Genomic DNA, 25064 nt, shown 5'->3' with positions numbered 1-25064 from the left:
TTGCTCTCCTCGCTTCCTTAGGCCTTCTTGCCCTTGGGCTTTGCCGTGGGCGCGTTGTCCATGGGGATGATCTTGCCGCCGCCGTAGCCACGCTCTCCGGGAGGAATCTCGAAGACGTGGGTGGCGGGCTCGTAATTGAGCGTGGGAAGATCATCGGACGGTTTGGCCCAGGTGGCCAGGGTGCGGTTCAGCCAATCGCGGTCGTTGCGTTCGGGGAAGTCCTCGCGGGTGTGGGCACCGCGCGATTCGGTGCGCTTAAGCGCCCCGTAGCACACGCACTGCGCCAGCTTGACCATCCCTTCGATCTTAAGCGCTAAGGACAGTTCCTGGTTGGCGCCAAGACCGTTGGACCGAAGCCCGACCTTGCGGGCGCGCTGCAGGATTTCAGTGAGCTTGTCCACGCTGTCCTGTAAGTCCTTGCCGTTGCGGAAGATGCCGGCGCCGCTCATGATGGCGTCGAACATGGCGTTTCGCACGGCATAGACGTTCTCGCGGCCGTTGGTGCCGGCGATCAAGGCCTTGATGCGGGCCTCCTGCTTGGCGTGGGCCTCGCGTACGGCCTCGGTCTTGAACACGGTGTCCGTGCCTTTCAGGAACTCGACCACCTTGCCGCCCACGTGCATGCCGGCCACCACGGTCTCGGCCAGGGAGTTGCCGCCCAGGCGGTTGAAGCCGTGCATGTCCCAGCAGGCGGCTTCGCCGGCCGAGTACAGACCCTTAAGGCCGTAGGCTGCGCCGTCCTTGTTGGTGCGCACGCCAGCCATGGAGTAGTGCTGGGTGGGGCGCACCGGGATGAGCTGATGCACCGGGTCTACGCCCAGGAACGATTCGCAGATCTCTTGGACCTCGCGCAGCTTGGTGGAGATGTGCTTCTCGCCCAGGTGGCGGATGTCCAGCCAGAGGTGGTCGCCGTAGGGGCTCTTGACGCCCAGGCCCTTGCGCATGTGCTCGGTCATGCGGCGGCTGACCACGTCGCGCGAAGCCAGCTCGGCTTTTTCCGGCTCGTAGTCCGGCATGAAGCGGTACTGGTTCACGTCCAAGAGCGTGCCGCCGTCGCCGCGACAGCCCTCGGTCACCAGGATGTCCGTGGGCACGATGCCCGTGGGGTGGAACTGGATGGCCTCGGGGTTGCCGATGGGCACCACGCCGGTGTCCAAGGCGGCGATGTGACCACCGCCGTCGCAGATCACGGCGTTGGTGGACTCGCGGTAGATGCGTCCGAATCCGCCGGTTGCAATGAGGGTGGCGCGCGAGAGGTAGGCCCGCAGTTCGCCGGTCTTTAAGCAGCGCACGATGGCGCCCATGCAGGTCTCGCCGTCGTGGATAAGCGCAATGGCTTCGGTCTTGTCGTGAACCTCAACGCCCATCTGGGCGGCGCGGTTGTCCAGGGTGTAGAGAACGGCGTGGCCGGTACCGTCGGACGTGTAGCAGGTGCGCCATTTGGCGGTGCCGCCGAAGCTGCGCGAGTGGATAAGGCCTTCATTCTCGGGCTTCTCGTACGCGGTGAAGGGCTTGCCGCCCTTGTAGTAGGTCTGCTCGCCGGGCACCACGCGGTTCCAGGGCACGCCCCAGAAGGCCATCTGGCGCATTGCGATGGGGGCGGTGTCCGCGAAGATGCGTGCGCATTCCTGGTCCGCGCCCCAGTCGGAGCCCTTCACGGTGTCCGCGAAGTGCACGTCCGGGGAGTCGCCCTCGCCCATGGCCGAGTTGCCCAGGGCCGCCTGCATGCCTCCCTGCGCAGCGGAGGAGTGGGAGCGTCTGGCCGGGACCAGGGAGAGGCAGATGACGGAAAAGCCGTTGTCAGCGGCCTCGATGGCCACGCGTTCGCCAGCCAGGCCGGCTCCGATACACAAAAGGTCGGTTTGGAAGATTTGCATGGCGTTATCCTTATTTGATGGCCAGGAACCAGAAGCGCAGCAGGGTGACCACGCCGATGCCTATCATGATGGCCGTGAGCATGTTTTCTTTCTTCTTGAAGCCGAAACGGCCCTTGGAATCGATGACGCCCCACTTGATCATGATGCGGTAGAAGCCGATTCCAACGTGCAGTTCCACCATGGGCAGAAGCACCAGGTAGAAGAGCATCCACCAGCCGCCCTGGACGCGGGCCGCGGATTTGGCTGCGGTGATGGGCAGGTCGGTCAGCACCACCCACATGTGGATGGAGCCCATGATCAGGATGACCATGGCCGTTACGGCCTGGACGACCCAGAGCCAGGTGTCGCCGTGGCGCATGCGTTTGGCGTTGGCCAGCATGAGCCCCTGCTCCTTGGAGGTGAAGGGGATCTTGCGGGCGGCGAGCACGAAGTGCGCCAAAAACGTCGCGAAGATCACCGGGCCGCCCACCTGGGCCATGCCGGTGGACTCAAAGAAGTGGCCGATGGCGTTCATGACCCCGGGGCCGAGGATGACGCTGGACACCAGGAACAGGTGCGCCCACATGAACATGACCAGACACGCGCCGGAAAGCATCTGGAGCCAGTCCAGATAGGCCGCGCACTTGCAGCTGGACACGGGTTGGTGGGTCGCGATGGACGGTATCGACATGTAATTCCTCCGGTCTTTCTGAGGCTTTGCAGAGGCCTGGAAGGATCGCCGTGACCGGACATCCCCCCAGGCCCCTCAAGGTTTGTTTCTATGCCTTGTCGGTGGGGCAGGTCCCGTTGGTCACGGATCTGCCCTCCGCGAGCATCTCCTCGGGATCGTCGGCGAAGTCGCCGGTGACGTCACCCGCAAGCACGCACTGGAGCTTCTTCTCGTCCAACGCGCCCTCCCACTTGGCGACCACCAGGGTGGCCACACCGTTGCCGATCAGGTTGGTGATGGCGCGGGCTTCGCTCATGAAGCGGTCAACGCCCAGAAGCAGTGTGAGCGAGGCCACGGGAATGGCGCTGGGGCCGCTCAGAGACTGGAGAGTTGCCGCCAGGGTAATGAAGCCTCCGCCCGTGACCGCTGCCGCGCCCTTGGACGTGAGCAGCAGGATGAACAGAATGTAGAGCTGATCGCCCATGGTCAGCGGAGTTTTTGTGGCCTGGGCCAGGAAGATGGCGGCCATGGTCAGGTAGATGCAGGTCCCGTCCAGGTTGAAGGAGTAGCCCATGGGGAGCGTGAGGCCCACCACGGACTGGTTGGCGCCCGCGTTCTCCATCTTGGCCATCATGCGGGGCAGGGCGGCCTCGGAGGAGGAGGTGCCGAGCACCAGGAGGATCTCCTCGGAGATGTACTTCAAGTACTTCCACAGAGAGAAGCCGGCCAACTTGCAGACGGCCCAAAGCACGATGAAGATGAAGGCGATGCAGGTGATGTACACGTCCATCATGAGCTTCAAGAGGGCAAGAAGGGCGTCATGTCCCTGGGAAGCAACCACGAACGCGATGGCGCCGAAAGCGCCGAACGGCGCGAAGTACATAATGTAGTGGACGACCTTGAACATGCCTCGTGAGAATTCGTCGATGAATTGCACCACGTTGCGGGCCCGGTCTCCCAATGCCGAGCATCCCACGCCAAAGAGGATGGAGAAGAAAAGAACCTGAAGAATATCGCCCTTTGCGAAGGCATCAACCACTGAAGAGGGGATGATGTTTATCAGGAAGTCGACGGTGCTGGTGACCTTGGCGGTCTGCCCGGCGAAGGCCTCCACTTTTTTAACCTCAGCCTGGCTGGACTGCATCTTCGCGGCGTAGTCGTCGAGGCCCACCCCTGGCTGGGATACGTTAACGACCACAAGGCCGATGGCCAGGGCGAAGAGAGTCATGGTCCAGAAATAAAGCATGGCTTTCAAGCCAACGCGGCCGACCTTCGTCATGTCACCCATTTTGGCGATGCCGGTGACAACGGTACAGAAAATGATCGGGGCGATGATCATCTTGACCATCTTAATGAAGGCTTTGCCAAAAGGCTCCATCTTTGCGGCGAATGCCTTGGTCTCGGGGATCATGCCCAAGGCGATGCCCAAGGCGATGCCGAATAAAACCCAAAAGTACAGCGATTTGTAAATCTTTTTCCCTGCCATTTCCCTCTCCTCGATCGCGCTTTCGTTAAATGAACGTTGGTTGCGGACCTTGCCACCTTGGTCCAGGGCGGCGCTGTATCCTCACGGTGCTGACTTGCCGCGGGCCTCCTTGCTAAAGCCGACCAGGGAGGGTGGCCGGGTTTGGTTAGGTTGGTTCAAGCTGTAAGGACACTATCCCAAAAACGGTTCACAGGACAAGGCAATAAACATGCCAGTGGGGTCTTGGCGGCAGGGTGATAGAAAATGCTATTAATCTAGGCTGTTTGAATAGAATTGGGCTGGGAAAGAGAATCTGATGGGGTGGGGAAAAGTGTGGCGATTGGTGTGGCAGTCGCCACATATGTGTGGCGACTGCCACACGTGGTTGGGGTTACTGGATGGAGTACTTTTCCATGTTCCGGTACAGGGTGCGCCGATCCACCCCCAACATTCGGGCTGCTTTGGCCCGGTTGTTGGCGGAACGCTCCAACGCCTCAAGGATGTCCTCGCGGCTCAAGCCTCTCTGGAAGTAACGCTCCGGGATGTGGCGGGCTGGAATTGGCGCGGCCAGAATTGGAGGCATGGTACCCCGGGACAGTTCCGGAGGAAGGTGCTCGGGCAAAAGCTCTTCGCCGGGACAGAGGATGCAGGCATGCTCCAGTGCGGAACGGAGTTCGCGCACGTTTCCGGGCCAGTGGTGTGTCATGAAGATTCGCATGACCTCCTCGCCGACACGGGCGATGTGCTTGCCGAAGCTGGCCCGGAAAAAGCCCAGAAAATGCTCGCACAGGAGCGGTATGTCTTCGGTTCGCTCGCGAAGTGGCGGCAGGTTGATCACCATGACCTTGAGGCGGTAGTAGAGGTCCTCGCGGAAGAGGCCCTGCCTGATCTTGTCCGTCATGTCCGCATTGGTGGCGGCGATGACACGCACGTTGGCCCTGCGGGTCTTGGAATCGCCCACGCGTTCGAATTCCTTGCGCTCCAGAACACGCAGGAGGTTCAGCTGAATACGTGGGGAAACGTCGCCAATTTCGTCCAGGAAGATGGTGCCGCCCTCGGCTGCCTCGAACCGGCCGAGTTTGTCGCGTATGGCGCCGGTGAACGCGCCCCGCACATGCCCGAAAAGTTCGCTTTCCAGCAGGCTCTCAGACAGGGCCGAGCAGTTCACTTTGATGAGCGGCCCCTTGGATCTTGGACCACCGTAGTGCAGGGCTTCGGCCACCAGTTCCTTGCCCGTTCCAGATTCCCCAGTGACCAGGACGGTGGATTCCACCTCGGAGAGCTGGTCCAGCACGGCGTAGATGGAATGCATGACCTTGGACTTGCCGATAAGCCCCCTGTGTCCGTGCAGGTCGGTGAGGCGCTTTTCCAGATCCGCCAGGCGGGTGATGTCGCGGATGACGAGCACCGCGCCCACGAAATTGTTTTCGGGGTCAAGAAGCGGCGATGAGTTAATGACCACGGTCTGTCCGGGTCGGTTGCCCTTGCACTCCACGCGGTATTCCAGAACCGGCTCGCGGGTTTTCAAGGTGGTGGAGATAACCTCGAAACAGGCCCGTTTGCAGTGTCCGCCCACAAGGTGCAGGCTTTTGCCATGGGTGGTCTCCCCGCCGATGCAACACAGTTCGGAAAGGGCCCGGTTGGTCTGGATGACGTTCATCTCGGTGTCCACCACGATAAGCGCGTCCGGGATGGAGCGGAAAACGGCTTCGAGGTTCAAGCGCAGCCGTTCTTTCTCATCCATGGCCTTTTCAAGGGCTCGTTCCGAGAGCACCCGGCCGGTGATGTCCCGGCCCACGGACTGATATTCGACAAGCCGCCCCTGCTGGTCGAAGAGGGCATGGTCGTTTCGCGAGAGCCAGCGCTCTTCGCCGTTTGGCATGACCAGCCGGTATTCGATGGTGCCCACCGGGTTGGACGGTGAAAGCGAACGCAGATGCCGCTCCAGCAGTTCGCTTTCGTCAGGTGGAAGATCAGGCATGAAAGGGGCGCCGATAAGCTCTTCCTTGGTCTTGCCGAAGTAGCGGGCCACCGCCTCGTTGGCGAATGTGATGGAGCCGTCCGGGCGGAACCGGCAGACGAGTTCGGTCTGGTCCTCCACTATGGCCCGGTAGCGGGCTTCGCTCGACTCAAGGGCCTCCTTGATAAGGCGCCTGGCAGTAACGTCCGTGAGGTAGCCAACGATTTCCGCGGGCCGGCCCAGGTCGTCCAGCACCAGGCGGAACTGGTCGCGGATCCAGCGGGTAAGACCCTGGGCGTTGGTGAAGCGATACTCCCGGGTGCCTTGGCCCATGGCCAGTTGCAGACGCAGTTCGGCCTCCATGATGGGGGCGTCTTCGGGATTTAAGCGCGAGAGCCAGAACCGGTGGTCGTTCAGAAAGTCGCTCGGGCTAAATCCGGTCAGGTCCTCCACATTGTCGGATATGAACGTCAGCTCAAGCTCTCCAACCGGCCGCCTGGAATAGATGACTGCCGGAGAGCTGGTCATGAGCGCCTTTATCCGGGCCTGGGTGCGGGCGAGCTTTTCCTCGGCCTCCTTGCGTTTGGTGATGTCCTGCACCATGGGCAGGTAGTAGCTGGGCTTGCCGGAAGCGTCCCGCACCAGCCCGGCTGAAAGGTGCACCCACACCACCTTGCCGCTTTTGTGGATGTAGCGCTTGTCCAGCTCATAGTTGTCTATTTCGCCGCCGCGCAGTTTGGCAGTGCGATCCAGCGCACCTTCCACATCATCGGGGTGGGTGAGCATGATGATGTTTTTTTCGAGAAGTTCCTGCTCCTCGTATCCGGTGATGCGGCAAAAGGCCTCGTTCGCCCGGATGAAGGTCCAATCCAGGGAAAGAATGGCCGCTCCGATGGGGGACTGGTCGAACGTGCGGCGGAATTTTTCCTCGGACTCCCGAAGAGATACTTCCGCCATGCGCAACGACTGCTCGGCCTTCTTGCGCTCCGTGATGTCGATGTTCAGGCCTTCGATGTAGAGAAAGGCTCCGTTGTGATCGCGAACCTGGCGGGCGCTGGTTATGATCCAGCGAATATCTCCGTTTTTTGTCCAAAACCGGGTTTCAAATCCGGTTATGCGCCCATGTGTCTCAAGCTCTTCGATCAAGTGGTCCCGGTCGGCCGGATCGACGTAGAGCTGGGTGCGAAGGTCGGTGAGGGAACTGATCAGTTCTTCAGGGTTGTCGTAACCGAGAATGCCGCACAGGGCAGGGTTCACCGCCAGGAAGCGCCCGTCGGCTGAGGACTGAAAAACGCCCTCCACGGCGTTCTTGAAGAAGGACTTGTACTTGCGTTCGGCCTGCTTGAGCGGAGTGAGGTCTGTGAACGTCAGTATGCTCACCCGGCCCTGCGGCGTGTCTAAGGGCTGGGCAGCGATGAGTACCGGCAGTCGGCCCCCTCCGGTACCTTGAAGCATCCGTTCCTGCGGAAGCAGGGGCTTGTTGAGGTCCAGTGGCGGGGCTTGATCAGGATGGCACAGACATTCCAGCCCATGGCATTCCCGGCCAACTACGTCACCCTCGGAACGGCCGAGCAGCTCCAGGGCCTTGGGATTGGCGTGGAGAATGACGTTCGAGGCCGCACTCACCACCAGAATGCCGGCGTCGATAGCCTCGAGAAGGTCCAGGTTGTTGGTCAGGGCCATGGATGTACTCCGCGACAGTCTGGTTAAGTCGCTGGGGCCGCTCTGGCAAGAGGCTTTGACATCGCGGCGATGCTGGGTCACATTTTCCCGCAAATGAATCAGAACAATTTCACGGCGAAAGCGACGACCATACTCTTGGTGACCGTTCTCGTCGTCGCAGCGGCACTGAGGATTTGGCAGCTCGACCGCCCGGCCCTTTGGGAGGATGATTACCTCAACATTGACCGGGCGCTTATGCCTCTGGACCGGATGTGGGAATTCCAGAAATGGCAGGGGCCTGCGGACACACCATACGACTTCCAGCCACCATTATCGTTTGCCCTAACACATCTTGCGCTTGCTATTTCCGAAAACTCCTTCTCGGCTAGGGGAGTAAGCGTCTTAGCAGGAATACTAGCCATATGGGGGACTTTCGCCTTGGGGCGTCAGCTCTTCGGATGTGGAGTAGGTTTTCTTTCCGCGCTCCTACTTACTTTGTCACTTTTTCATGTGGAGTATTCTCGAGCCATCAAGGCTTATGGCTTGTTTTATTGTTTTTCCGTCTGGTCCGTTTTTTTTGCATACGTCGCATCCATTCAAGGGCGTGTTTGGTATTGGACGGGTTGGAGTTTGACGGCCATTGGTATGGTCTATTCGGCCTACATTGGTCTTCCAGCTTTTGTGGGGCAAATGATCTGGGTTCTTGCTGTGACGGGGGGGCGTTGGTGGCGGCGTCAGCCTGGTGCTGGAAAGCAACTCTATCTTGCCGGAATGGCCGCGGTTATTACTTTCCTGACCTATCTGCCTTGGGTTCCTGCAGTAGTTTTTCTCCAGGAGATGTTTCACGATCCTGGAGTAAATCCGTTTTCAAAGCTTTCCTGGGGTTTTGTGCAGGAACTCGTGGCTGGCTTTTTTTATCCAGCTTTTCCCGCACAGGCTTGGTTCGTTCCGACCTTGTTGCTTCTGATGGCATCAGGAGTTCTCTACTGTCTTCTCGCTCGGAAAACGAGAGAACTCAGCCTATTACTCTTGTGGTCATTGCTTCCCACAGCATCTGTGCTTTTATCAAAGTCTGTAATGAGTGAGATTGTCTCATCACGGCATTTGTTCAACCTAATGGGGTTAGTGACTCTCTTGCCTGCAGCAGGACTTTGGGGACTATTGGAAAGTCTTTTACCAGGCGGTAAGCGAATCACCTTAGCTACAGGGACGTTATTGTGTCTTGCTCTTTGCTGGCCACAGATTCAACGACTGCCTGAAGTCTATGAACGATCTATCAGCCTGGATAGAGACTATCTCTATTGGGTTTGGGCAACGGCACAACCTACAGAAAAACTATCCGTGGAAGGTTGGAAACGAAAATCTAAAAGGTTTGGTGCACGATGGTACTTGCCGGGTCTGTTCGCAAGTTCAGGCGATTTCTCCCATCCACTGTACTCCCGGATACTCCTGGTTGAAAATCAAGCTGGCCGTGAACCGACGATCGCCGTCCCAGGAGCCCGAATTTGTGGGGATGAGTCGTTCGGACCTTTCCGCACGCGAACTCAGTTGGTCGCAATCACGTCGCGTTCCCCCATTCAGGTGTGGCCAGATGACGCTGGCCGGTTCGTATATGAAGACGATTTCTCAACTCTACGGATGCTTTCTGATGCCTATAGTGCGGCAAATGTCGCTCCTGACCTCACCATGCGTCACATGGCTCCAGTACGGACTTCGCAAACAGGGGAAGTGTTCTACAATTTTAAGGTTCCGGATGGGGTTGCTGTTAAAGACGCCTCTCTCCGAGTGAATGCAGTTCTTTACAAAAAAAACAGCAAACACCCATCGGACTCAAAAATTGAAATTCTGGGTGGGCCTGATCCCCATGCTTTAAAACCCATAGGGATATTATCCCAGCGTGATTTCGTTGGTCCTTCCGGTCAACTCAGTCTCAGCTCCTGTGCTGGATATGAAGAACAAGCCATGTACCAGACGTGCGCGAAGACGAGTATGACATGTAAACTTCCAGGCGGTTTAGGAAGAGACATCTGGATAGGGTTCCGTTTTTTACCCGGAATATCAGAAGGGTATCTGGAGGTCGAAAAACTAAGCTTCGAAGTGTACACAACCGGTGCAGCCACGGGTGGCACGTCTCGACTACAGTTGGAACTATCGAACCTTCTTTCCAACAACCATGTCCAGCCGTGGCGGCCCGGCGCGGCCGCATTGGACGGTCTGTTCGCCTTTGCCGCCAGGGAGGGGCTTGCACGGTCCGGGCAGCCGCTCGGGTCGCCAGGAGAACTTCGAGAGTTCCAGGCCAGATACCCCGAGCTGGCTCCGGTTCATGTCCTCAAGGACGATTCCGGAGAACCGGCGGCGTATTTCTACGATTTGCCTTTGCGACTCTCCGGGCGTGACCCGGAATTCGCCACGACAAGTTCTCGTCCGTTCGAGACTCGCGGGCTCATCCTCTCCGGCCGCATGCACGTGCCGTCGCTTCTCGTGGGAGACCAGAAGGTGGACATACCCATCGTGGCGCCCGCCGGATCGACCCTCATGCTCAATCCCGGCGGGCGGAGCATGCTCATCTGGTCTCCGGACTTTTCAAAGGATGTGTTCGACAAGCTCGATTTCAGCTCGTCGGAGAATCTTCGCCCCACGCCGGATGCCGACAACGACGGAGGCCTCACCTGCCGCGAGGAACGCCCGTGTTATTTCACCGCACGGTTCGTTTCGGCCCTGCCCGTGAAACGGGCCCGCCTGGAATGGTACCCCAGGGTGGTGGCCGATCCCACAGGCAAGAATATGGTCAGGCTGTCCTATTCCACGGACGACGGAAAGACCTTTCAGGAAGTGGAGCGCTACATCGGCGAAGGTTCAGGCAAATGGAGTGATACGTTCAAGAAACACGCAACCACGTTGAACTTCAGGGAGCCGGTCAATCACTTCATGCTCAAGGCCGAACTCACGGGCGAGGACGCGCAGTTGTGGTCGCACCGTCGGGTGGTGGACAAGATGTGGGCGGAATTCGATCTGGACGCGCGTTCCGTCAGGCCTTTCCAGATACCCGGGGGAAATTTCCGTCTGGGACTGGCCGATCCTTCAGGCAACGATGTGACAGTGAGGCTGCAGGACAAACCGGTGCCAATCTTTGATGCCATAAAGGATTGGAGGTGAACATGCTTCGCTTGGCCATCATGTTTACGCTTTTCCTCGTATTTACAGGACCGGTATTGTCCTTCGGTCAGGATGGGCGTGGCTGGGAAGAAGTGCTGCGCGGAATCAACCGGGACATCGACCGGCACAATGCCGAGGTGGAGGATATTCGTCGCGAATTGCCTGGCCTGATCGCCGAGGCTCAGGACTCGCTGGCCCGTATCGACAACCAGCTGACGCAGGTGATCATCCTGCAAGGCGTGTCCGGGTACACCCCTTGGGCGCTTCGGACATTGAAGGGGCATCGCATAAGCCTGGAACGAAATCTTGCCGCCAGCGCCCAGAAGCTCCACATCGCCAAGGAACACTTGAACCGCATCAAGGAAGAGAACTCCACAGTCAGGGAAATCAGGCGCAAAGGGCCAAGCAACAACTACAATAACGCAACCGTGGCCGCCCTGGAAGCACCGGCCGCGAAGCTTGAGGCAATGAAGACCGAGGTCGACCTGCTCAAGGCCGACATCGACAATACTCTGGCCCAATTCGATTCCTTGCAGAACGTTTTGAATGAGTTTGGGAAGGATTTTAACAAAGAATACATAGCAAGCTTAAAAGAGCATTTTTTCAGCAGGACTCCGTCGGCTATCACTCAATCCGGCCTGATGTATCTCAAGAGCCGCTATGCCGATTGGCAAGCAGATTTTCCAAGGTTCATCACCCCTGTCCTGGCCTGGACTCACTGGGGAGACTTAGCCCTGTACGGTGTACCGATCTGGTTGGGCCTTTGGCTGGTGGGGCTCTGGGGGGTGTCGAAAGCTGGTGTAGGCTGTGACCGGAGAGTCCGCCTGGGATGGTTTCTCCTGTCGTTCGGGCTGGTCATATGGCTGGTCACGATGGAATTGCCTTTCACAGCGAGCCATGCTCTGAACCTTGGAGTAGTGGCATTAGGAGCTTTGGGTGCAACGATCCTCGTTCAGCACCATCTCCCTCCAGGTGATCTGTTGTTTTTTCTGGGCCTCTACGCTGCCGGAACGGTTGCTCAGATTCTCCTGTTCCCTTCGGAAATGCTCTGCCTGGTCATCCCGCTGGGCCTGTCTTTTGCCATTTGGAATCGCTGGAAACGGCAAAGGAAAGGGGATGCGGCCGGACTCGCCCTGCTGGGCCTTGCTGCGTTATGCGGTTTCGGTTCCCAGAGCTTGGTTGCGCTTCAGGCCTGGTTCTTGTTCAAGCTCTCTGTGGGGTCTGCCCGCTCTGTAAGGGCCACGCTGGCCGGATGGGGTGAAGTGTGGCTGAAGTATGTCCACCCTTTAGTCGTGACTCTTCTGGGTGTTGCCTATTTGAGTTGGGTGCTCTTGTTCATGGGGGGCCCGGGGTTCATGGACTACGTGTTCACCCTGGAACTTGCGCTTGGTCCCGTGAAGCTCTCGCTCGACGCCCTGGCGGCCATGGCGGTGCTTTTCTTCGCGGCCAGGATGGTTCTGGCCTGGCTCGAGGCTTTCTTGGAGCGGGCCAGTGTTTCCGGAAAGCAAATGGACCCGGCGCTGTCGCACACGCTTTCAACGCTGGCGTCGTATACGACGTGGCTGGCCTTTCTGTTGGCCATGCTCCACATCTTGGGGTTGCCCCTGACCGGGCTTACCTGGATTGCCTCCGGCCTGTCAGTAGGCGTGGGCTTTGGGCTAAAAGACATCATCAATAACTTCGTCTCGGGCTTAATCATCCTCTTTGGCGGTTCCATCAAAAAGGGCGACGTGGTTCAGACCGGGAAAATCCTTGGTGAAGTGACCAACGTGTCCGTGCGCAACACCACCGTTCGCACCCTGGATAACTCCATGGTGATCATTCCCAACTCCAGTTTTTTAAAGGGCGAGATCATCAATTGGAGCTATCAGGACAAGCGTATCCGTCTGACTATTCCCGTGAGCGTGGTGCCTGGCACCAAGATCAAGAAGGTCCGCAAGATTCTCCTGGAAACCGCCAAGGCCCAGGACCGCGTGCTCACGGACCCGGCACCCTCGGTAATGCTCAGGCAGTTCGGAAAACTGGGGCTTGAGTTTGAGCTGTATGTCTGGATCGAGGATTTCCGGGACAAATACCGCGTGGAATCCGACCTGGCCACGGCCATCGACCAGGAGCTCCAGGAGAACAAGATCACCGTTGCTTTCCAGACCGCCAAGGTCAAATACAAGCCCAAGGGGTCCGAGCAGGCGCAGTTGGAAGCTGCCCGCGAGGTCCTTCGCGAGAAGCGGCGCACCGTGTTCGCACTGGTCAGGCCGCTTCGGCGCGTGCACATGCGCGCCAAATGGGGAATGCCCGCGCATGTGCCTCAATCGGGCGATTCCTGATTTCCCCTCAATTTCCTGTAACCAGATGACACCGCAACCGCGACATACCCCGCGGAGGCTCACGTGGGAATGACCCCCCCGAGTGATGCGCAGGCGGTTCGGCGCGTCCTGGATGGAGATACGGAGGCGTTCGAGGTGCTGGTGCGCGCGCACGAGGGGCATCTCTTCAGGCTGTTGTCTCGCCATTTGCCGAAAAGCGAAGTGGCCGAGGCGGCTCAGGAAGCCCTGCTGGACGCATTCCTCAATCTCTCCAAGCTGCGTGAGCCCGAGAGGTTCAAGGCCTGGCTCTCCTCCATAGCGCTCAGGCGTTCGGCCGACTTCTGGCGGGAGAATTCAAGGCGTGCCGAAAGGGGGATCGATTTCTCCAGCGCCGAAGAGTTGGCCTGGCTTGAAGAGGTGATGGTGGAGGATTCCTCCACAAGGTTCGAGGAATTGACCGCGCGCAGGGACGCCGCCAAGCTCGTGGCCACATTGATGGAAGAATTGACACCCGAGGACCGCATTGCGGTGGAGCTCTTCTATGCCGAGGAATACGACGTGGCCGAGATCAGCGAGATGATGGGCTGGGGCGAGTCCAAGGTGAAGGTGCGATTGCACCGCGCCCGCAAGAAGATGGCCCGCAAGTGCGAACGCTTGTTGGGCCAGGGAGTGAAGCCATGAACGACAGATTGGACCGCATTTGCGCAAAGGTGGTTTCTGGCCGCCAGACCGTGGCCGTGCCTCCCGGCTTTGCCGGAAGGGTGATGGCCCACGTTCGCGAACGCGCCGAGATGGCCCTGGAAGGCTGGTTCATGCGCAGGGTGGCCGTGCCGCTCATGGCCGGAGGAGGCGCCGCCTCCATCGGTTTCGGTCTGGCCTGGGCCGTGTTGTGGCAGGCGGGATATATTTCGGAGCTCTCGCTTCTCGTTTCAGGCCACCCCTGGGCGGGATTCTAGGATTTCATGATGAACAAACGAAAACTCATACTTTTGGGAATAGGCATCTTCCTGGCTGGAGCATTGGCTGGCGGAGCCGGGATGGCTTGGTTCGCCAAGGCTCGCCTGTCGCCTATGGCCCGAATGGACAAGGCAGGGCCGGCCGGTTTCTTCCTTGAGCGCATGGATCACGCTGTCAAGCTTTCTTCCGATCAAAAGGACGCCATCCGGCCGATCATCGATGATGTTCTGGCCCGCATTCGTGAAATCCGCGAACCGTGCCTTGTCGGGGAAGAGCAAGCGTTGAAGGACGGGGCCGCCCGGATAAGAGCTGTCCTGGAACCGGGGCAGCAGGAGAAGTTCACCGCATTCATGGAAAAGGCCAAGGAGCGCCGGAAGAAGTTCTACGGACATTGATTTCTTTGCGCATTTTAGTGCCAGCCGGGTTTGACGCGGGCGGGGTTTTTGGTCACCATGACCGAAATCCCAACCTCGAACCCGGCGGTCTTTGATGCCTCACCTTCCTGTTTTTTCCACCATAGGCCAGGCCATGGCCATATTCGGCCTGCACATCGGCAAACTTTTCAGGTGGTCGCTCATCCCGATCATCATGAGCCTGGTAGCCTTGGGAGCGGCTTTCGGTTTGGGACTCTGGTTGCAGCCGGCGGGCGGTGAGAGTTCCGGTTTTCCTTATTGGTGGATGGCATTTGTTCCGGCGGCCATATTCTGCATGCTGGCCTGGGTGCCGTACGCGGTCCGAGTGAATCAGCTTGCGGTTACCGGCCGGGTGGAACCCGGCGGGTATGTGGAGAAGGTGTTCGCTTCCGTAAGCCTCAGGTATCTGGGGTATGCCATACTGGTGGGTTTCATCCAGGTGGCCGGCATAGTCATCTCGGCTCTGCCGGTGATCCTGATGGGCGTGGGCAGGCTTGAAGATGCCGGGCAGGTGCGGGTGGTCATGGCAGGAGCGGTCACAGTGACGCTCATGATGGCGTTTTTCATCCTGACATCGCCGCTCAACCTGATCTATCCTGCGGCTTCCGTAGAACGGGAGCCCTCCCTGAATCGAGCATACTCATTGGGGGCGCATGTAAAGTTCCGTCTGTTTCTGTGCGTGGTCGGAAGCGCAATCCTGTTTGCCGTTCTGGGACAGGGGATCGACTCTCTTGCCAAGGCGTTCGGTTCCGGAAAATCGCAGCTGATCAGCATGGCGGTCGTTCCGTTACAGGTCATCCTGACGTTCTTCAGCTACGTGACTTCAGTGGGCGTACCCGCCGTGGCGTACCGGATTCTGTCCGGCTTGCCTGATCCGCAGTCTCTTGATGAGACTGGGACCACGAACCAGACAATCCCACCCGACTCGGCTGCTCCGTCCGGCACTGCCGGAGGCGAGGGGAATGATGCGCCGCCGGGAACGAATTGAGCCGTAAGTACGGTCTTCACCGCCCGCTCTTGACGCTCCCCTCGGGGGGTGCCAGAGAACCCCTGCCCGTCCTGGTTGTTCCAAGCTCGTGTAACGAGCCAGCCAAGCCACACCGGGCAAAGTTGTCAACATATGCTCAATCGCCCGTCTACGCGTTCTGAAGGTGTTGCGGCCAATTGAGCTTCAAGGAGATTCTGCATGGGGGAGAGCAAGGAAGCTCCCTGGCGTTTTTCACCCTTGGCAGTGGTGACCGAAAGCCTGGCCTTCACGGCATTTCACCTCAAGGCGATTGCTGGTTGGGCTTTAGCGCCTCTGGCCTTCGGTCTGGCATTCCACTACTTTTCGCCGAGTTCTCCGGAAGGGTTGGAGAATGCTTCCGGCTTCATGCCAAGCTTGCTTCTTCTGGGCTTTATCCTCCTCTGGATCAGGATCCCTCTGGAGGTGAGGCTCTATCGCAAGGCCCTTCTGGATGAAGACCCTGGCCACTTCTACGGTCTTGATCTTATTGAACCCAGAACCTGGAAATACCTCTGGGCCTATGTCCGGGTCATATGCCTGTTCATCGGTTTCATGGGGCCGGGAGTCCTGCTCGCAGCGATGTTTGCAGCGCCGCTGGCCAAGAGCGGTCTGGCCGGTTCAGTGCCGGAGATGGTCAAGTCGGTCGCACCGGCAGTGGGGATGTTCGTCCTGCTGGGTCTTTTGTATGCGGTGCTCGCACCCAGGGTGATTCTGGTGTTTCCCGAAGTGGCCATGGGAGGCCAGGGATTGCTTTTTAAGCCGGGCGGACTGGGCGAGGCAGGCAAGAAGGCGCGCTGGCGCATGGTGGCGGTGATGGCCATGATATGGGCACCGGAACACACGCTCAACGCCTTTTCTTATCTGGCGAGCGGCTGGGAGGTTTGGAAGAGCTTGGCCGAGAGCTGGTGGTTCCCGCTGGTGAGCTACGCGCTCGGCTTCGCTACTCTGATAGTGTCTTGCGTGGCTGGAGCGAACATGTACAGGCGATTGCGTTCGGGGCTGGCCATGTCCGAATCCGCTTCGGACGATTAAGCGGTGAAAGGTCCGGAAGGCCCTCTCCTGTCACGAAACCTGCCGGTCTTCGTTGTTTTCGCCGAGGCCCTGTCTTTGGCGGCGTTCAATCCGGGGAAAATGCTCTTCTGGACTCTTCCCGTGGTATCCACAGGGCTTCTGGGTGTGGGGACAATCGCCCTGGCCCCAGACACCCCACTGTTTGGCTTTGGCGTCCCGTTTGTATGCGCTCTGTTCGTGGCGGCTCTCGCCTCAGCCTTTTCCATACGTGTCCACCGCATGGTCCTTTCCCCTGGCGGGAGCCAGTCTTCCTTGAGTACCCAGCTGAAAGAACGCAACACATGGCGGTACTTCCTGGGTACGGTGATGGTCGCGGCGATGGGTGCCGCGCCGGCCCTGGCCGTGGGATTCGCGCTCTCGAAGATTCCCGAACCAGGTATTCCCGCCCCCTTGGGCACCATTCTCGCTTTCGTACTGCCGTATCTGGCGGCTCAGCTGGTGATAGCTAAAAGGCAGCTGCTCTACCTAACGGGTATTTCTCTGGGCCGGGGCAACGCCTGGACGGAGAGCACGACCATGGGCGAGGGATACGGTGTCAGGCTGGCCTGTGTGAACCTGCTCTCCGCAGTGTATACGATTGGGATAAGCCTGTTCGCGGGGTGGTTGGTAGGGCTTGTATTCACCACGGGGCCACAAGGCTTGCTTGAGTTCTTGACCATAGTAGTCGGCCTGCCTGCCCAGCTTGGGTGTTTCGCGTGCCTGCAGGCAGCCTGCTACCGGCGGCTGTCGCAGAACCCCGTCCCGTGATCCTGTTCGTTTCTTGTCCCGCCAAGACTCTGGGGTTTAATCTGGACCACTTTTTATTCGCGAAGGGTTTTGTGGAATGAAGTCCAACGGCCATTGGTGATCAACCATGTCTCTCATTTAGCGCCGAGAGCCTGAACCTTGTCCGCCAGGATGCCGGCCAGGGCCATGGCGCTGGTGAAAGCAGGGGAAATGGCGTTCAACACGTGCAGGTCGGCCTCGCCGGATTCAGTGAGGAAGTCCATGACCAGTGTGTTCGACACCACGTCCACCAGCTGCGGCCTGATGCCCGCCTTGGTGCTGGGCAGAACGTCGTCTGGTTTGAGTGAATCCACCAGCCTGGATGCGTCAGCGAAAAAGTGTCTGAACATGTATTTGCGCGGTTCGCTCATGGCCACTGCGCGGAAGGTTTTGTTGGTTGCGAACAGCAGCGCGTCTCGCCAGAGAATCTCAGGGGCTTCCGAATCGAGACCTTTCAGGATGCCGTAGTTCTCACGGCCAAAGGCGGGGATGGCCGTGGGGCCGATGTATACGTCGTTGTTAACGGAGCGGGTGAAGTGGATCCCGAGAAAAGGAGTGGCCGGGTCAGGCACGGGATAGATGCTGCCCCGCACCAGATGGGACGCCGTAGGGCTTAGTTTGCGGTAGACGCCCTTGAACGGCACCAGAACGTACCGTTTTCCCCTGCCGAAGGCATGGGCCAGGCGGTCGGCGTATGTGCCTGCGGCATTGACCAGCACGGTGTATTCAACCGGCCCGGCAGTGGTTGCCAGCGTACGTTTTCCGGCCGGACCTAGCGCCCTGACCCCGAAGCGCACGTCGGCCTTGCCGGAACTGCGCAATTCAGATTTCAGGCTCTTGAGAATGGCTTTGGGGTCCACCACGGCGGTCAGCGGCGAATGGATGGCCTGCCCCACTGTGCGCGCATGGGGTTCGATGTCCTTAAGCCCGGCTTCATCCACAAGGCTCACCTGGGCGCCTGAGCTTACGGCACGTTCATAGAGCGCACGCAGTATTGGCAGCTCAGCCTCTGTCTTGGCCACGATAACCTTGCCAGACTCAAGGATGGGCAGACCGCGTTCCAGGCAATAGGCCCGCATGAGTCGGTTGCCCGCAAGGCAGGTAGCTGCCTTGGCGCTTTCCGGAGCGTAGTAGATGCCCGCGTGAAGAACTCCGGAGTTGCGCCCGGATGCATGCCTGCCGGGCTGATCCTCCTTGTCCAGGACAAGGACCCGTACACCCCGCGATACCAATTCCCTTGCCAAGGTCAGGCCTATTACGCCTGCTCCAGCTATGACGACGTCGGCATTATCCATGGGGGGGTCTGTGCCCGCAGGACATAAAAAAGGCAAGTTCGGGGTTTACGGTATTTTCGCTTACGGCGATTGCGTGCTATGGTGCGGTCATGACCCTAAGCCCGAAAGTCCTGTCCGTTTTGGAGGCGGTAACAAAAAGGTTGCGCGAGACGCACGGCGCATTGGCCGCGGACGCCCGGTGGGCGAAACTGTTTCGGCGGATGGTGCTCGCGGGGTGTGTCGCGGTGCATGGTGTTGTGCTGACCGCGCTGGTCGGTGCTCTCCTCGTTCCGGCTCTCGCGGCCAGCTATCTTCGCAAAGAGGCGTCCCATGATCTGGGCCGGGAGGTCAGGGTCGAATCGCTTCACTTCAATCCGTTCACCTTCGACATCCGGGCCAAGGGCCTTACGGTCATGGACAAGGCAGGCATCGACGTGTTCGCCGCCTTTTCCAGGATGGAGTTGAACCTGGACCCCATGGCATTTATTTGGGGCAGAAGGTTCACGGTCAGCCGCTTCCATCTGGAACAACCGGTTCTCCGTCTGGTTCGCGATGAGCAGGGGCGGTTTAACCTTGAGGATCTGTTTGGAGAATCCTCCCCGAAAGAGCCGGGGCAACCCCAGACCTTCGAGCTGTTGCCGCCGGGTTTGCGCTTCACCCTGTCCGACATCCGCTTGGCACAAGGATCGATTTCCTTCGCCGACGCCCTTACCGGCACCCTCCATGAGATAAAGGACCTGCATTTCACCATAGACTCTCTGGCCAGCGACCAGGCCGGTCTGCGCGAGATTTTCAGTACGGGTGGCCTGGTGAACGAATCAAGCCTGGCCCTCACGGTGAAGGCGGATCTCACCGGTCCGGCTCCGGAGGTGGAAGCCCGGTTGAATGTCAAAGACGTGGTTTTCAGGCATTACACGCCCTACCTCCTGACATTGAAGCGTCCGGTGGATCTTAAAATGAACGAGGCAGGGCTCTGGGCCAGAATGATGCTCCCCAAGAAAGTGGATTCGTCCCCACTGCGGGTCGAGGGAAACGTGAAGCTCTCCGGAGCGGCGCTTGTGGATGGGGAGCGGGAAGTCGCCGGGCTTTCGACATTGGAGGTCCAAGGCGCTTCCTTCGATTTCGAGTCCGGAAGCGCCCGGGTGGACCGAGTGGAAGTCCACTCGCCGTTTCTCAAGGTGAATCGCGACGAGGCGGGCATAATCGATCTGATAGCGCTTCTCGAACCGGAAGGAAGGGGTGCGGAGAAGCCCGGGGGGCAGGGCCCGCAGGTGAGCCTGGGCGAGGCGGTGTTCAAGGACGGCCGGGCCGAGCTCAACGACCAAGGGCTTGGCATCACCATGACGCTCTCTGACATCCTTGTCAGGGTGAAAGACCTTGATACCGCTTCGGGCCGGATCGGCTCCGCGACCTTTGAAGCCGCCGGTGACAAGTTCAAACGCTTGGCGATCACCGCCGAGGGGACCTTTGCCCCCGCCGCGCTTTCAGGAAGCGCCACCATGGAAGGGATAGACCTCTCCAAGCCGCTTCCCGCCCTCAAACGTCTGCTGCCGAAGCTCGAATTGGCCGGATCGGCCTCCTATGAAGTGGCATACACGCTCGGAGAGAGCGAAGGACGGTGGGTGCCAAAGATCAAGGCGGATCTGGATATTCATGGTCTCCGGGCCATGGCCGAAGGGCAGGGCAAGCCGCTCCTGAGCGCCGGAGCGCTCAGCATCAAAGGCGTTCAGGCCGATGTGGATGCCCGCCGGTTGAATGTGGGGCAGGTGGCGCTTTCGGACGGAGCAATGACGCTGACCCGAGATGAGGCGGGACGTTTTCCCGCGCTGGAGAATCTCGGTTTGGGCCGGGGAGAATCCAAGGACGGCGGACAGGCCCCCTGGTCCATTGCGGTGGACCAGGTACACCTTGCGAAGGTTGCCGCCGAGTACAGCGATATCATGGCCAAGGTTGAACAGCGGGTGGAGCTGGAAGAGTTCGGGGTGAAGGAGTTTTCCACGAGCCTGGAGAGACCGCTGGTTGTTTTTGCCAAAGGAGCGCTAGGCAACAAGGCTCCCTTCGAGATCTCCGGCGAAGTGCGGCTCAAGGAACCCTCGCTGGCGTTGAAGCTCTCTCTCTCGGGTTTTCCCCTGGCGGATATGACTCGGTTGGTTCCCCAACTTCCTGTAACGGCCTTGTCAGGAATGGCGAGCATTTCCGGGGAGACGACCGCGTGGGTCGGCAAGGATGTCCTGAACGCCACGTTCAAGGGCGATATGGGGATTGCCGATCTCAAACTGGCCCGGCCCGGCAAAGGGGAACCGTGGGCCGCCTTGTCTGGCCTTTTTGCCAAGGGAGTATCATTTTCCCTGGCTCCGCTGGACGTGAAGGCATCCAGCCTGACCATCGATGACCCCTGGCTGAGCATTGTCCTGGACAAAGAGGGCAAGCCCATTGTTCCCTTCGAATCTCCGCCTCCGGCAAAACCGGCAAAGGGGAAAAAGGACCCTCCGCCACTCTACTCAGTGGACCGTGTCGAGATAAAGGGAGGCCGGATTGACCTGGCGGCGCAGGGGTTCGATCCTCCGTTCACGGGCCATGTTAAGGACATCAAGGCCACACTTTCAGACGTGCGGGCAAACCGTCCTGCCAAGGTCTCCTTGGGATTTGGCTTGGGCCATTCCGGAAAGTTCAAGGCGGACGGCCTGGCGGGATGGGTGGAGAACGCTCCAGTGCTCGACCTGAAGGCTCTCTTGGAAAACATGGATTTGGGAGAACTCTCCCAGGTCAGCCAGAAGTTCACGGGCTTTCCCATCACCCGGGGCAAGCTCGGACTGAAACTCGACTACAAGGCCTCCGGCAATACCCTGGATCTAAAAAACAACATCGTGGCTGTGGGTATCCAACTCGGTCGGAAAACCTCCCTGCCAGGGGGCAAGGACGTGCCTCTGGACCTGGCAGTGAGTCTCCTTTCGGACAGCAAGGGAGTCATCGACCTGGATATCCCGGTCAAGGGGGACATCTCGCAGGCCAAGGCCGATCTGCACGACGTGATTTCCACGGCCATGGCCGGAGCCTTCGCCAAGATACTCTTTTCCCCTTTCGCGTTTTTAAACGTTGCCCAGGGGACAGGACAATCAGCCTATGTGGCTTTCGCTCCGGGCTCAGCCGAACTCACCTCTGAAGCCAAGAAAACCCTGACGGCTCTGGGAGATGCCATCGCCAACAGGCCTCGTCTTAATCTGGAAATCATGGCCTATGTCGATCCAGGCACGGAATCCCAGGCCTTCTCCGCGACACTGGCGGCGTCACGCCCCGCCGGAAAGCCGCAAAAGGGGCAGCCCCAGCAGGCACCCCCGCCGCAACCCTCACAGGAGGAATGGGAACAGCTTGCCAGGCAACGCCAGGACGTCATCCTGGCCTTCCTGGCCGGGCAGGGGAAGATATCCCAGGAGAGGACCTTCACGGTCACCGGCGACCATCTGGCTCCCCCCAAGGCCCAAGGCCAACCGGGCAGCAGAGCGGACGTCCGTTTGCGCTACTGAGCCGTTGCCGCCCCGGGACCTTGTTTGGTAGTGTTATTACATGGTCCCCGTGGTGTACTCCTTCTCTGTTTTCGACACCTGCCTGCTGCGCATGCATGCCCGCCCTTTGGACCAGCTTTTCTCCCTGGCTGCCCAAGTCCTGCCGGGACCTGTCAATCGTGAGGACCAGCACGAGTTCGTTCGCATGCGCCTGCGCGCCGAGGAAGAGGCCCGTGAAAGCTCAGGGTTGGAAAAGGCATTGCTTGGCATGGTGTACGAACGCTTCCCCAGGAACAATCCCTGGGAGCTGGATCCCGAAATCCTCTATTCCACTGAACTGAACCTGGCTATGACCGACACCCGGCCCGTTCCCGCCATGCTGGAGAGGGTGCGGGGACACATTCGCCGGGGAGAACGGGTGGTTTACATTACGGACTCGATACTTCCGGGGGCGGCCCTCAGGCGGCTTCTCGAATCCCATGGCTTTGCCGGGGAAGTTTATGGCGGCGGGGAACTCGGCAAGAGAAAAAGTACGGGCTCGCTTTTCAGGCACCTTTTGGCTGGAGAATCCATAGATCCGGGAGAGCTCACCCACTGCGGCTCAGACCCTGTCCTGGACGTGAGGGTTCCGAAATCCATAGGAATTTCGGTGGTCCCATTCCCCGAGGCCCGTTTCACGCCGCACGAGGAATACCTGTTGAGCCTGCATCGGGCCAGCGCACCGGACTGCTCCCGGGTGGTGGCGGCCAGCAGGCTCGCCAGACTGCGCTCGGAGCCGGGAGAGGGGATGCGGCCCGTTCGCGACTTCGCGGCTGCGGTGGTGGCGCCGGTTCTGACGGCCTTCGTGGCCTGGGCAATGGCCGACGCGGACCGTCGAGGTGTGGAACGCCTCTTTTTTCTTGCCCGCGAAGGGCAGATTCTGCACCGTCTGGCCCAGATCCTGCGACCCGTGACGGGCGGGCCAGAACCCAGATACCTCATGGGGTCGCTGTCCGCCTGGAACGCCTCCCTGCTTGCCGGACTGAGTCGGGCGGATTTGGATTGGCTCACGGCTGAAGGGCAGTCGCGCCGGCCTGTTGACGTCCTCGCGAAGCTGTCGCTGAGCCCGGAAGAGCTGCTCGGCGCATCCGGGCTCAGAATGCCGGGACTTCTGTCGGACGAACCCCTTAACGAGCGCGGGCTGGACGATCTCTGGGAGCTCATAGATTCGCCAGGAGCGAGAAGACTCCTGGCCAGCAAGTCGGCTCAGGCCAGGGAGCTCCTGCTGGACTACCTGGAGCAGGAGGGGGCGCTGGATTGTGATGTTCTGGCTGTGGCGGACATGGGGTGGACGTTGTTCACCCAGCGGGCTTTGAGGGAAACGCTGGCCAATCGGGGAGTGGACGTCGAAGGGTGGTATTTCGGTCTTGCCAGCCATCGCCTGGGGCGAATGGAGGCCGGAGGGCACCACGCGTTGTTCATGGAACGAGCCGCCCAGGCGGCAGCTGGTTCCCTGGAGTCAGTGCTCTTCCGCAACATCAGGCTCATGGCGCGTGCCTTTACCCGGGCCGGACACGGCCGGGTGCTCGGGTACGAACGCCACGGGGAGGCTGTCCGCCCTGTTCTTGGAGCGGAACCAGCCGGGGCGGAGCATACCAGGGATATTCAGGACACGGTGCTCGCGTTCGCCGAAGCGCTGTCCGGGAGCGGCTGGGGAGAAAGCGCCTACGAAGCGCTCCTGGAAACCGCCCGGGATTCGCTGAGGCGGTTTCTGGTCGACCCCACAAATACTCAGGCCAGGGTGGTGGCCTCGCTACCGGACCAGGACGATTCCGGAGCGACCGTACTTCGGCAAATCACCCTGGGCGATGTGGCCAGGGCATGGCTCAACAGCCTGGGGTTCAGCATAACCCGGGGCAAACCACCGCAGTGGATCGAAGGCTCGGCCGCCCTGTCCGCGGCTTGGCTAAGACCCTATGTGCAACGGCCCAAACTCATGTCGCTTTTCAGAGCATACTATCCATAAAGGGAGTCGAGAATGTCTTCGAATAAACCGTCCGCAAAACGCCGCTGCCTCGTGACCGGAGTCGCCGGAAACGTGGGGTCCAAACTATGCCAAGCCATGCTCGACGATGGTGTCTCGGTGGTGGGCGTGGACAATTTTTTTTCGGGCCTGCAATCCAATCTGGCTCCCTTTGTTGCGCACCCGGACTTCTCCTTCCATGAACGCTCCATCGTGGAACCAGGGGTCGTGGCCGATCTCTCGGAAAAGCACGGGAACTTTGATGCTGTATTGCACATGGCGGCCGTGGTGAGCGTTCCTTGGTCCATGGAGTATCCTGAGGAAACCATGGCCGTGAACCATGCGGCCACACTGGCTCTGCATCAGGAAGCTCGGGATCTTGGCGTGCCGGCCTTCGTCTTCGCAGGCTCGGCCGCCGAGTACGGCCGGCCGGTGGACGGTCCGGTGCGAGAGGATCAGGCCGGGGATCCCGTTAGCCCCTACGGATGGTCCAAGTATCTTTCCTCCAAGCATATCGAGGAATCCGGCTTCGGGTGCGCACTGCGTTTTTTCAACCTCTACGGCCCGGCCCGCGGCAAACCAGGGCCCTATGACGGGGTGGTCCGCCGCTTCATGGCCATGGTCTTAAACAGCCAGCCCCTGACCATATTCGGAGACGGCGGGCAGACCCGTGACTTCGTCTACGTGTACGACGCGGTCAAAGCCGTTCTCCTGGCAGGGGGCCTTTCCGGGCGCAAGCCCCTGGCGGGCGTGTTCAACGTCGGCACGGGGTTGTCCACTTCGGTGACAGAACTGGCCGAGCTTTTGGCCGATATTGCCGGGCAAAAGCTGCCCATCACCTACCTGCCCGAACGGGCAGGCGACCTCAGGCATTCTCTGGCGGATACTTCCAAGCTGGAAAGTCTCGGAGGGTTCAAACCGGACATGGTCTTGCGGGCGGGATTGAGCATCACCATGGACTGGTTCAGCGAGAACAGGGCCGATCTCGTCTAGCTGTCCAG

At 59.7% G+C, this 25064-nt stretch carries 16 protein-coding genes; 11 read left to right on the top strand and 5 right to left on the bottom strand.

The window, feature by feature from the left end:
- Nucleotides 1–17 precede the first annotated feature (17 nt).
- The 4 genes from HY795_03705 to HY795_03690 form a co-directional block, all read right to left on the bottom strand.
- Entirely contained in the window at nucleotides 18–1877 is a 1860-nt protein-coding gene (locus HY795_03705) for a fumarate reductase flavoprotein subunit (protein MBI4804321.1), read from the bottom strand.
- A 10-nt stretch (nucleotides 1878–1887) separates the two neighbouring features.
- Nucleotides 1888–2547: a succinate dehydrogenase/fumarate reductase cytochrome b subunit gene (locus HY795_03700; GenBank protein MBI4804320.1), complete on the bottom strand. Its 660-nt coding sequence runs from the start codon at nucleotides 2545–2547 to the stop codon at nucleotides 1888–1890.
- An 88-nt stretch (nucleotides 2548–2635) separates the two neighbouring features.
- Complete coding sequence (dctA, locus tag HY795_03695) at nucleotides 2636–4012, bottom strand: C4-dicarboxylate transporter DctA (protein MBI4804319.1); 1377 nt, start codon at nucleotides 4010–4012, stop codon at nucleotides 2636–2638.
- Nucleotides 4013–4382: 370 nt separating this feature from the next.
- A complete protein-coding gene (locus tag HY795_03690) occupies nucleotides 4383–7406 on the bottom strand; it encodes a PAS domain S-box protein (GenBank protein MBI4804318.1) in 3024 nt (1007 codons plus the stop codon).
- Nucleotides 7407–7703: 297 nt separating this feature from the next.
- On the opposite strand from HY795_03690, the gene HY795_03685 reads away from it, so the two are divergent.
- The 8 genes from HY795_03685 (at nucleotide 7704) to HY795_03650 (ending at nucleotide 17266) form a co-directional block, all read left to right on the top strand.
- Complete coding sequence (locus HY795_03685) at nucleotides 7704–10769, top strand: glycosyltransferase family 39 protein (GenBank protein MBI4804317.1); 3066 nt, start codon at nucleotides 7704–7706, stop codon at nucleotides 10767–10769.
- Nucleotides 10770–10771: 2 nt separating this feature from the next.
- The gene (locus tag HY795_03680; protein MBI4804316.1) at nucleotides 10772–13093 is read left to right on the top strand and encodes a mechanosensitive ion channel; all 2322 of its coding nucleotides are present in this window, start codon (nucleotides 10772–10774) and stop codon (nucleotides 13091–13093) included.
- Nucleotides 13094–13156: 63 nt separating this feature from the next.
- Nucleotides 13157–13753, top strand: coding sequence for an RNA polymerase sigma factor (locus HY795_03675; protein MBI4804315.1), 597 nt, complete (start codon nucleotides 13157–13159; stop codon nucleotides 13751–13753).
- Nucleotides 13750–14028 (top strand): hypothetical protein, encoded by a 279-nt coding sequence (locus tag HY795_03670; protein MBI4804314.1) that lies wholly within the window; start codon nucleotides 13750–13752, stop codon nucleotides 14026–14028. The genes HY795_03675 and HY795_03670 overlap by 4 nt, the downstream gene beginning before the upstream one ends.
- Nucleotides 14029–14037: 9 nt before the next feature.
- Nucleotides 14038–14424: a hypothetical protein gene (locus HY795_03665; GenBank protein ID MBI4804313.1), complete on the top strand. Its 387-nt coding sequence runs from the start codon at nucleotides 14038–14040 to the stop codon at nucleotides 14422–14424.
- A 94-nt stretch (nucleotides 14425–14518) separates the two neighbouring features.
- Entirely contained in the window at nucleotides 14519–15430 is a 912-nt protein-coding gene (locus HY795_03660) for a hypothetical protein (protein MBI4804312.1), read from the top strand.
- A gap of 198 nt (nucleotides 15431–15628) precedes the next feature.
- Complete coding sequence (locus HY795_03655; GenBank protein ID MBI4804311.1) at nucleotides 15629–16480, top strand: hypothetical protein; 852 nt, start codon at nucleotides 15629–15631, stop codon at nucleotides 16478–16480.
- A 3-nt stretch (nucleotides 16481–16483) separates the two neighbouring features.
- On the top strand, nucleotides 16484–17266 hold the full coding sequence (locus HY795_03650; GenBank protein ID MBI4804310.1) for a hypothetical protein: 783 nt from the start codon (nucleotides 16484–16486) through the stop codon (nucleotides 17264–17266).
- A gap of 113 nt (nucleotides 17267–17379) precedes the next feature.
- Here the strand turns inward: HY795_03650 and lhgO are convergent, their stop codons facing one another.
- A complete protein-coding gene (gene lhgO, locus HY795_03645; GenBank protein MBI4804309.1) occupies nucleotides 17380–18579 on the bottom strand; it encodes an L-2-hydroxyglutarate oxidase in 1200 nt (399 codons plus the stop codon).
- An 89-nt stretch (nucleotides 18580–18668) separates the two neighbouring features.
- On the opposite strand from lhgO, the gene HY795_03640 reads away from it, so the two are divergent.
- Genes HY795_03640 through HY795_03630 form a run of 3 tightly spaced genes read left to right on the top strand, consistent with a single transcriptional unit; the run spans nucleotide 18669 to nucleotide 25056 of the window.
- Entirely contained in the window at nucleotides 18669–22082 is a 3414-nt protein-coding gene (locus tag HY795_03640) for a DUF748 domain-containing protein (GenBank protein MBI4804308.1), read from the top strand.
- A 40-nt stretch (nucleotides 22083–22122) separates the two neighbouring features.
- Nucleotides 22123–24066, top strand: a complete 1944-nt coding sequence (locus HY795_03635; protein ID MBI4804307.1) for a hypothetical protein — start codon at nucleotides 22123–22125, stop codon at nucleotides 24064–24066.
- A 12-nt stretch (nucleotides 24067–24078) separates the two neighbouring features.
- Nucleotides 24079–25056: an NAD-dependent epimerase/dehydratase family protein gene (locus HY795_03630; GenBank protein ID MBI4804306.1), complete on the top strand. Its 978-nt coding sequence runs from the start codon at nucleotides 24079–24081 to the stop codon at nucleotides 25054–25056.
- The last annotated feature ends 8 nt before the right edge of the window (nucleotides 25057–25064 follow it).

It is taken from the genome of Desulfovibrio sp. (assembly GCA_016208105.1).
Classification (GTDB): Bacteria; Desulfobacterota; Desulfovibrionia; order Desulfovibrionales; family Desulfovibrionaceae; genus Fundidesulfovibrio.
The sequence above is the reverse complement of the archived record's forward strand: the minus strand, read 5'-3'. Positions and strand labels throughout refer to the sequence as shown.

Excerpts from the sequence above, each read along its gene's own strand:
- HY795_03705 (MBI4804321.1), bottom strand. The coding sequence starts at position 1,877 with ATGCAAATCTTCCAAACCGACCTTTTGTGTATCGGAGCCGGCCTGGCT.
- HY795_03700 (MBI4804320.1), bottom strand. The coding sequence starts at position 2,547 with ATGTCGATACCGTCCATCGCGACCCACCAACCCGTGTCCAGCTGCAAG.
- dctA (MBI4804319.1), bottom strand. The coding sequence starts at position 4,012 with ATGGCAGGGAAAAAGATTTACAAATCGCTGTACTTTTGGGTTTTATTC.
- HY795_03690 (MBI4804318.1), bottom strand. The coding sequence starts at position 7,406 with ATGCTTCAAGGTACCGGAGGGGGCCGACTGCCGGTACTCATCGCTGCC.
- HY795_03685 (MBI4804317.1), top strand. The coding sequence starts at position 7,704 with ATGCTGGGTCACATTTTCCCGCAAATGAATCAGAACAATTTCACGGCG.
- HY795_03680 (MBI4804316.1), top strand. The coding sequence starts at position 10,772 with ATGCTTCGCTTGGCCATCATGTTTACGCTTTTCCTCGTATTTACAGGA.
- HY795_03670 (MBI4804314.1), top strand. The coding sequence starts at position 13,750 with ATGAACGACAGATTGGACCGCATTTGCGCAAAGGTGGTTTCTGGCCGC.
- HY795_03665 (MBI4804313.1), top strand. The coding sequence starts at position 14,038 with ATGAACAAACGAAAACTCATACTTTTGGGAATAGGCATCTTCCTGGCT.
- HY795_03660 (MBI4804312.1), top strand. The coding sequence starts at position 14,519 with ATGCCTCACCTTCCTGTTTTTTCCACCATAGGCCAGGCCATGGCCATA.
- HY795_03655 (MBI4804311.1), top strand. The coding sequence starts at position 15,629 with ATGGGGGAGAGCAAGGAAGCTCCCTGGCGTTTTTCACCCTTGGCAGTG.
- lhgO (MBI4804309.1), bottom strand. The coding sequence starts at position 18,579 with ATGGATAATGCCGACGTCGTCATAGCTGGAGCAGGCGTAATAGGCCTG.
- HY795_03640 (MBI4804308.1), top strand. The coding sequence starts at position 18,669 with ATGACCCTAAGCCCGAAAGTCCTGTCCGTTTTGGAGGCGGTAACAAAA.
- HY795_03635 (MBI4804307.1), top strand. The coding sequence starts at position 22,123 with ATGGTCCCCGTGGTGTACTCCTTCTCTGTTTTCGACACCTGCCTGCTG.
- HY795_03630 (MBI4804306.1), top strand. The coding sequence starts at position 24,079 with ATGTCTTCGAATAAACCGTCCGCAAAACGCCGCTGCCTCGTGACCGGA.